At 66.8% G+C, this 7338-nt stretch carries 9 protein-coding genes; 2 read left to right on the forward strand and 7 right to left on the reverse strand.

Translation table 11 applies throughout. The features are described 5' to 3' along the window. Window positions 1–754 (forward strand): M23 family metallopeptidase (locus AC1DSN_RS15600; RefSeq protein WP_477331543.1); only part of this gene is annotated, 754 nt, incomplete at its 5' end. A 52-nt stretch (window positions 755–806) separates the two neighbouring features. On the opposite strand, the gene folE2 is transcribed toward AC1DSN_RS15600, so the two are convergent. The 7 genes from folE2 to efp form a co-directional block, all read right to left on the reverse strand. Next, the gene (folE2, locus tag AC1DSN_RS15605; protein WP_213948407.1) at window positions 807–1730 is read right to left on the reverse strand and encodes a GTP cyclohydrolase FolE2; all 924 of its coding nucleotides are present in this window, start codon (window positions 1728–1730) and stop codon (window positions 807–809) included. A gap of 97 nt (window positions 1731–1827) precedes the next feature. Further along, window positions 1828–2664: a squalene/phytoene synthase family protein gene (locus tag AC1DSN_RS15610; RefSeq protein WP_477331545.1), complete on the reverse strand. Its 837-nt coding sequence runs from the start codon at window positions 2662–2664 to the stop codon at window positions 1828–1830. After that, window positions 2661–3341 (reverse strand): phosphoglycolate phosphatase, encoded by a 681-nt coding sequence (gene gph, locus AC1DSN_RS15615; RefSeq protein WP_477295974.1) that lies wholly within the window; start codon window positions 3339–3341, stop codon window positions 2661–2663. The genes AC1DSN_RS15610 and gph overlap by 4 nt, the downstream gene beginning before the upstream one ends. Continuing rightward, entirely contained in the window at window positions 3338–4045 is a 708-nt protein-coding gene (gene ubiG, locus AC1DSN_RS15620; protein WP_477331546.1) for a bifunctional 2-polyprenyl-6-hydroxyphenol methylase/3-demethylubiquinol 3-O-methyltransferase UbiG, read from the reverse strand. The genes gph and ubiG overlap by 4 nt, the downstream gene beginning before the upstream one ends. Before the next feature lie 3 nt (window positions 4046–4048). Beyond that, window positions 4049–4333 (reverse strand): YciI family protein, encoded by a 285-nt coding sequence (locus AC1DSN_RS15625; RefSeq protein ID WP_231874092.1) that lies wholly within the window; start codon window positions 4331–4333, stop codon window positions 4049–4051. Further along, a complete protein-coding gene (locus tag AC1DSN_RS15630; RefSeq protein ID WP_477295977.1) occupies window positions 4330–5667 on the reverse strand; it encodes a TRZ/ATZ family hydrolase in 1338 nt (445 codons plus the stop codon). Before AC1DSN_RS15630 ends, AC1DSN_RS15625 begins: the two co-directional genes overlap by 4 nt. A gap of 81 nt (window positions 5668–5748) precedes the next feature. Continuing rightward, window positions 5749–6327, reverse strand: a complete 579-nt coding sequence (gene efp, locus AC1DSN_RS15635) for an elongation factor P (RefSeq protein WP_213948412.1) — start codon at window positions 6325–6327, stop codon at window positions 5749–5751. Window positions 6328–6414: 87 nt separating this feature from the next. Between efp and epmB the strand changes: the two genes are divergently transcribed. Next, window positions 6415–7338, forward strand: a 924-nt coding sequence (epmB, locus tag AC1DSN_RS15640; protein WP_477331549.1) for an EF-P beta-lysylation protein EpmB, incomplete at its 3' end; no start/stop codon positions are given.

The following is a 7338-nucleotide window of genomic DNA, read 5'->3' on the forward strand; positions in this document are numbered from 1 at the left end:
CTCCACCACGGCCGCTGCCGCTGTCACCGACCTGCCCTCCAGCGTGTCGCAAGGTGGTCTCGTGATCGGCCATGCCGCGCCGGGATCCCGGGTCACCGTGGCCGGCAAGCCCGTCCATGTCGGTGCCGATGGGATCTTCGTGTTCGGCGCCGGCCGCGATGAGCAAGGCCCCATCGACGTCGTGGTCGGCGGTACCAGACACAGCCTCAACGTGACGCCGCGCGACTGGCCGATCGAACGCGTCGAAGGCGTGCCGCCGGCGACGGTGAATCCGCCACCGGAGATCGCGGCGCGCATCCAACGCGAACAAGCCGAAGTGGTCGCCGCACGAAATCGCGACGATGCCCGAGAGGACTTCGCGCATGGTTTCATCTGGCCGGTCACCGGCCGGATCAGTGGGCGCTTTGGCAACCAGCGGATCTACAACGGCGACCCTAAGGCCCCGCATTCGGGCATGGACATCGCCGTACCGCAGGGCACGCCGGTCAAGGCACCGGCCGACGGCATCATCACCTTCGCCAAACCCGACCTGTATCTCACCGGCGGCACCGTGCTGCTCGACCACGGCTTCGGACTGTCCTCGAACTTCCTGCACCTGTCGCGGATCGACGTGAAGGTGGGACAGCACGTGCAGCAGGGCGACGTGATCGGCGCAGCCGGCATGACCGGCCGGGCGACCGGGCCTCATGTGCACTGGGGATTCAACTGGTTCGGCGTGCGGCTCGATCCACTGCTGTTGCCGGGCATCCAGTAACGAAAAGGCCCGCCTGATGGCGGGCCTTTTTCCGACAACAGCCCGCAACCCTTCAGCGGACCTTTGAAGCGAACGCCACGGCGTCGTGCGGGTGCAGGCTTTCGTGGTGCGCCACGCGCACGTGGAAGTCGGCGACGCGCTCGTCGGCATCGAGGGTCTTCTGGATGCGACGGGCGGCATCCTCGCAAAACATCAGGTTGCTGCCATTGGCGAGCGCGAAGGCCTGCTCGTCCGCGCGCTTGACCGCCGTCTGCACCGGCGTGCCGAGCGCGGCCTCGACGTTGTCGATCATGTCGATCAGCGGGAACACGCCTTCGCCCAAGGGACGCACGCGGATCGTGGCCGTGCTGCGCTGCGCGTGCGGGGTGGCGATGATGCCCTGCTCCGTACCCAGCCAGGCGAGGATGGTGTCGCGGTCGAGGGCGTTATCGGCGGAGAACGTCTTCGCGAAGTTGTCCTGGATGAGCTGGCGCGAGAGGGCCGCCGACGCCGGGCAGGTCGACGAATAGACCACGTCGGTCGTGATCTCGATCGTGAATTTGCCGTCGCTCAGATTCGCGCAGATGGTGATCGGGTAGGAGCGCCAGCCGCTGTTGTCGCTGCGCAACGCGCGACGGCGAACCAGATGCTCAAAGCCGATGGTGATCTTCGCGTGGTCGGACAGACCCTCGTGCGAGCTGAGGAACGAACCGAGAAGGCCGCGAACGCCTTCGATCGTCAGCGGGCCGGCCGAGAGCGCCTCCGACACCAGCAGGTAAAGGCGCGACATGTGAATGCCGCGGACCTCCGGCTTGTTCAGGTTGACGAAGGCACCCACGCGCGCGCCGGTCGACCGGACATCGCCGTCACCGGCGTCGAACTGCACCGGCATTTCCATGCCATCCATGCCGACCCAGTCGAGGGTTCCAATGGCAAGGGCATGCTCCTGGGACGCGACATCGGGCAGCAGGCGGGTCGGGGAATCTTGGATATACATCGGGTGATCCTAAGGGGACGTGCCGTTTCCGGCTTACCGTGACCGAAATGGGGATGTTGAGGATTGGCTCAATGGTCCGCGCATGGAAACGGTCCGTTCAGCCGAACCGCCCCGCATGTCGGGCGGCCAGCCAGGCCCGGATGGCCGTGGCCGGTCCGCTGCGCGACTGCCGTAAGTGCAGTTCACGGAAGGGTTCGGTTGCCTTGGCCGCCGCACGCGCCGCCGAAAGTGCTGTACGGCCCTCCAGACCACGAAACGTGCTGAGGGGTTCACCCAGCGCCAGGGCCTCGCGCAGGCCCGCCGCAAGCTCGCCCAGCTGGGCTTTGAGGGCTTCACGCCGCGCCGGCGTGTCGTCCTTCAGCTGGCCACGCGACAGGCCGTGCCGGGCCAGCCGCGACATGGGCAGCGGCAGTCGCTCACGCTCGGCATCGAGTTCCAGGCGCGACAACGCGAAGACCAGGTGCGACAACGTGGCGATGCGCGATGCGGCCTCCACCGGTGCGTCCGCCCCGAACCACCAGGCGTTCTCCAGCGCGGCCAGCGCCCCGTGCATACCGCGAGAGGCCGTGACCTGGGCGTTGAAGTCGGACGGCGTCCCCTGCTCCAGCTGGGCCATTGCGGCGAGCACCGGCGCCAGCCAGCGATCGGCCGGAATGCGACGTGCACGCTCGTCGGCGAACAGCTGCTTGGTCAGCGGATGCCGCCCACCACTGGAAGCGGCACCGGACAATTCTTCGGCCCACCACTGAAGTTTCGCCGCGGCGACCTGCGGCTCGCGCACGCCGTAGGCCGAGGCGATCAGTTCCTGCTCGAACGCGGCCAGCGCCACATGAGCGTCGCGCACGGACACGTCGACGAAGGGCAAGGCCACCCGCTGCTGGGGCTGCACTGCCAGCCATTTGTCGACAAAGCTCTGGGTTGCACCGTCGGTCACGCAGGAATCTCCCGCACACCCAGCAGGGCAGCCAGTTCGTCCACGCGGTCGAGCACGACATCGGCACCCCAGGTGTCCGGGTCGCCGCCGTCGAGATAGCCCCAGCGAACGGCTACGGTGAACAGACCGGCGGCGTGGCCGGCTTCGATGTCGCGACGATCGTCGCCGACGAAAACCGAGCGCGCCGGATCGCATCCCGCGAGAGCACACGCGTGGAGGACGGGTGCCGGGTCCGGCTTCTTCACTGGCAACGCGTCGCCGGAGACCACCGCGGCGGGATTCCAGTGCGGCACAGCCCGCGGCAGCAATCCGTCGGTCAGGAAGCCTGGCTTGTTGGTGACGATRCCCCAGCGACGGCCAGCGGCGTCCAGCCCGGCGAGCATGGCTTCGACACCGTCGAATGGCACGGTGTGCCGGGCCATGGTCGCTTCGTAGATGTCGAGGTAGCGCGGGACCAGCGCCAGCACGCGCTCGGCATCGATACCGGGAAAGCCCACCGCGATGATCGCGCGCGAACCGCGCGAGACCACCGGTCGCACCTGCTCGTAAGGGGGCGGTGCGATGCCCTGCTCCGCACATAGGTCGACCAGGGCCCCATGCAGGTCGAGGGCACTATCGAGCAGGGTCCCGTCGAGGTCGAAGAACACCCCGTCCAGCGTGAACGGCAAGCGCTTCACCCGAGCTTCCTCGCGCTGAGGACGTAGTTCACTGCCGTATTCGACGACAGGCTCGCGTTGCGCGTGAGCGGGTTGTAGGCAAGGCCCTTGATGTCCTCGAGCTCGAGGTCGAAGCGACGCAACATGCCGGCCACTTCCGAAGGCTTGAGGAACTGCGCGTAGTGATGGGTGCCGCGCGGCAGCAGGCGCATCAGGTACTCGGCACCAAGGATGGCAGCGCCGAAAGCGGCCGGGGTGCGGTTGAGCGTCGACAGGAACAGCTGGCCGCCCGGCTTCAGCAGGCGGGCGAGGTCACCGATCAGGGCGGCCGGATCGGGCACGTGTTCGATCATCTCCATGCAGCAGACCGCATCGAACGACGCCGGCTCGGCCTCCGCCAGCTCCGTCGACGACTGCACGCGGTAGTCCACCTGCAGGTTCGATTCGAAAAGGTGCAGCTTGGCGATCTCGATCAGCTTGGCGCCGAGATCGATGGCGGTCACCTGGGCGCCGGCACGCGCGAGCGCTTCGCTCAACAGGCCACCACCACAACCGACATCGACCACCCTGGCGCCGCGCAGGTTCACGCGAGCGGAAACGTAAGCCGCGCGCACCGGGTTCAGGTCGTGCAGCGGACGGGACTCACCATCGGGATCCCACCAGCGCGCGGCGAGTTTCTCGAAGCGCGCGATCTCTTCCGCGCTGACATTGGCGTTGGTTTGCATGGTTCAGCCCTCGGGCGCGAAGCGACGCACGCGCCATTCGTGAACAGTGAGCGTGGACGATCCACTGGAGTGCAGGGGATCGCTGTGCGCGAGCGCCGTCGCCGCGGCCAGGTCGGGGGCACGCACGATGTATGCGCCGCCCGTACCGTCGGTGAACGGGCCGGTCATCTCAAGCTGATGCTTTGCGATAAGGCCGGCGAGAAAAGCCTGGTGCGCGTCCCCCGCGGCCGCCTGGAAGGCCGGCGTCCGCATGACGAGGACGAGGTACAGGTGCTCTGAATCGCTCACGCTTCCTCCTCGGAGGCAATGATCTCGCGCCAGGCGCGCGCCTTGGAGAGGATGCGCGCCTTGTCGATGCCGACCAGTTCACCATCGGCGAGTTTGCGCTGGCCATCGATCCACACATCGCTGACCTGATGACGGCCCGTGGCATACACCAGCTGCGACGCGACATGATAGAGCGGCTGCGTTTCGAGCGCGTCGAGACGCACGGCGGTCAGGTCGGCGCGCTTGCCCGGCTCGATGGAGCCGATGCGGTCGCCCAGGCCAATCGCCTTCGCGCCATTGAGCGTGGCGGCGCGCAGGGCAAACGCGGCGTCGAACGCCGCCGCGTCCCCGGCGACGGCCTTGGCCAGGAGCGCTGCCGTGCGCATCTCGCCGAACATGTCCAGATCGTTGTTCGAGGCACAGCCATCGGTGCCGATGCAGACATTGACGCCCGCAGCGCGCAGCTTTTCCGCCGGGCAGAAGCCGGAGGCCAGCTTGAGGTTGGATTCCGGGCAATGCACTACCGACACGCCGGCCGCCGCGCAGGCGGCGATTTCGTCGTCGTTGAGCTGGGTCATGTGCACGGCGACCAGACGGTCGGTCACGATACCAAGCTTCTGCAGCCGCTCGAACGGACGCACGCCGTCCTTGTCCTTGCCCTGCTGCACTTCCAGCGCRGTCTCGTGCGTGTGCAGGTGGATGGGGATGTCGAGCTCGTTGGCCAGGTCGCGGATGCGCACGAAGTTCTCGTCGGAAACGGTGTACGGCGCATGCGGCACGAAGGCCGTAGTCAGCAGCGGCTCGGCCTTGAGCGACTCGTGCACTTCGAGCGCGCGGCTGAAGTATTCGTCGGAGGTCTTCGCCCACGGCGTGGGGAAGTCGATCACCGGCAGGCCGATCACCGCGCGAAAACCCATTTGCTTGTAGGTCGCGGCGATGACGTCGGGGAAGAAATAATTTTCGTTGGCGCAGGTCGTGCCGCCGCGGATCATCTCGGCTACGGCCAGCTCGACGCCATCGCGGATGAAGTCCGGACCCATCACGCGTGCCTCGGCCGGCCAGATGTGCTCCTGCAACCAGGTCATCAGCGGCAAGTCGTCCGCGAGACCCCGCAGCAGGGTCATCGGATTGTGCGTGTGGGCGTTGATCAGGCCCGGCATGAGTGCATGCTCAGGCAGCTCGATGCGCTCGCGGGGTGCGTAAGCTACACGCGCGTCGGCAATCGGCAGGATCGCCAGGATTTCGCCGCCGTTGATAGCAACCGCGTGCTCGTCGAGGACCACGGCGTGTGGTTCGATGGGGACGACCCAGCGGGCTTCGATGAGGAGGTCGATGTCAGTAGGGCTGGAAGTCATTGCTGCCTCAGGGAAGCGTAAAAAAAACGGCACGGCGCCCGGGAGGGCAGCCGTGCCGATCGATGCATCAGACGCTGCGCCTTACTTGACGCGGCTGTCGTACTCGCCAGTGCGCGTATCGACCTTGATGATTTCGTCCTGGTTGACGAAGAGCGGAACGCGAACCACGGCGCCGGTTTCCAGGGTGGCCGGCTTGCCGCCGCCGCCCGAGGTGTCGCCGCGGACGCCCGGATCGGTCTCGGTGATCTTGAGCTCGACGAACTTCGGCGCCTGCACAGCGATGATGTTGCCGTTGAACAGGGTGACGACGCACTCTTCCTCGCCCTTCAGCCACTTCCAGGCATCGCCCATGGCGGCGAGGCTGGCGCGGTGCTGCTCGAACGTCTCGCTCTGCATGAAGATCCACTCGCGCTCGTTGCCGGTGCCTTCCACGTACGAGAAGTTGGCATCGGTGTCGACGGCGTCGGCCTCTTCATACGAATCGCTCGACTTGAGCGTCTGCTCGGTCGTGCGGCCGTCCTTGAGGTTACGGATACGAATGCGCGTGAACGCCTGGCCCTTGCCCGGCTTGACGAACTCCGCTTCGGTGATGATCCAGGGATCGCCGTTGTGGATGATCTTCTTGCCCGTTTTGACGTCGTTGAGGCCAAGCATGCCCATCTGTATCTGCTCCAGAGTTATATCCGCCCCGCTGGGCGGCTAAAATAGGGTCTGTCACGGGCTGCAGAGCCCGATCCAAGGTCCGCAATGATAACCGCAAGCCCTACTTCCCGCCTATCGTCGCCCGTTACGGGGTGGCGCGAGCTATGGCGGGACGCCATTACGAACGCGCGAGAACTGCTGCAGGCCGTAGGTCTCGGCCATCGGACCGACCTCCTGCCGCCGGACGATGCTGGCTTTCCGCTGCGCGTCCCGCGGGGTTTCGTGGCCCGCATGCGCCACGGCGACCCCACCGACCCCCTGCTCCTCCAGGTGCTGCCGCGCCGTGCCGAGCACGACGTGGTCGCGGGCTTCACGGTGGACGCCGTGGGCGACATGGCCTCGCGGGCCGGCCACGGCCTGCTCCACAAGTACGACGGCCGCGCCCTGCTGATCGCCAGCGGCAGCTGCGCCGTCAACTGCCGTTACTGCTTCCGCCGCCATTTTCCCTACGGCGAGGAAATCGCGGCAGCAGCCCAGTGGCGTGACGCCCTGGCCCATGTCAAGGCGGACCCAAGCATCCGGGAACTGATCCTGTCGGGCGGGGACCCGCTATCGCTGGCCACGCACAAGCTCGCGGAACTCACGCGTGGGCTGGCGGACATGCCGCACGTGATCCGCCTGCGCATCCACACCCGCCTGCCGGTGGTGCTGCCCGAGCGCATCGACAACGACTTCACGGACTGGCTGGCTGCCCTACCCCTGCAGAAGGTGGTCGTTCTGCATGCCAATCACGCCAACGAGTTCGATGGCACGGTGGATGCCGCCTGCGCCCGCCTCCGGGCGGCAGGCGCCACCCTGCTCAACCAGTCGGTGCTGCTAAAGGAAGTGAACGACAACGCCGATACCCTCGTTGCGTTGTGCGAGCGGTCGTTCGCTGCCGGCGTGCTGCCCTACTACCTGCACCAGTTGGACAAGGTCGCCGGGGCCGCGCATTTCGAGGTATCCGACGAACGCGCCCTGGCGCTCATG

The sequence above is a fragment of the Luteibacter sp. P4_D7_3 genome, assembly GCF_056401735.1.

What these genes read in the sequence shown, in the direction of transcription:
- ubiG (WP_477331546.1), bottom strand. Translation starts at nt 4,045, where the DNA reads ATGCAAACCAACGCCAATGTCAGCGCGGAAGAGATCGCGCGCTTCGAG.
- folE2 (WP_213948407.1), bottom strand. Translation starts at nt 1,730, where the DNA reads ATGTATATCCAAGATTCCCCGACCCGCCTGCTGCCCGATGTCGCGTCC.
- efp (WP_213948412.1), bottom strand. Translation starts at nt 6,327, where the DNA reads ATGGGCATGCTTGGCCTCAACGACGTCAAAACGGGCAAGAAGATCATC.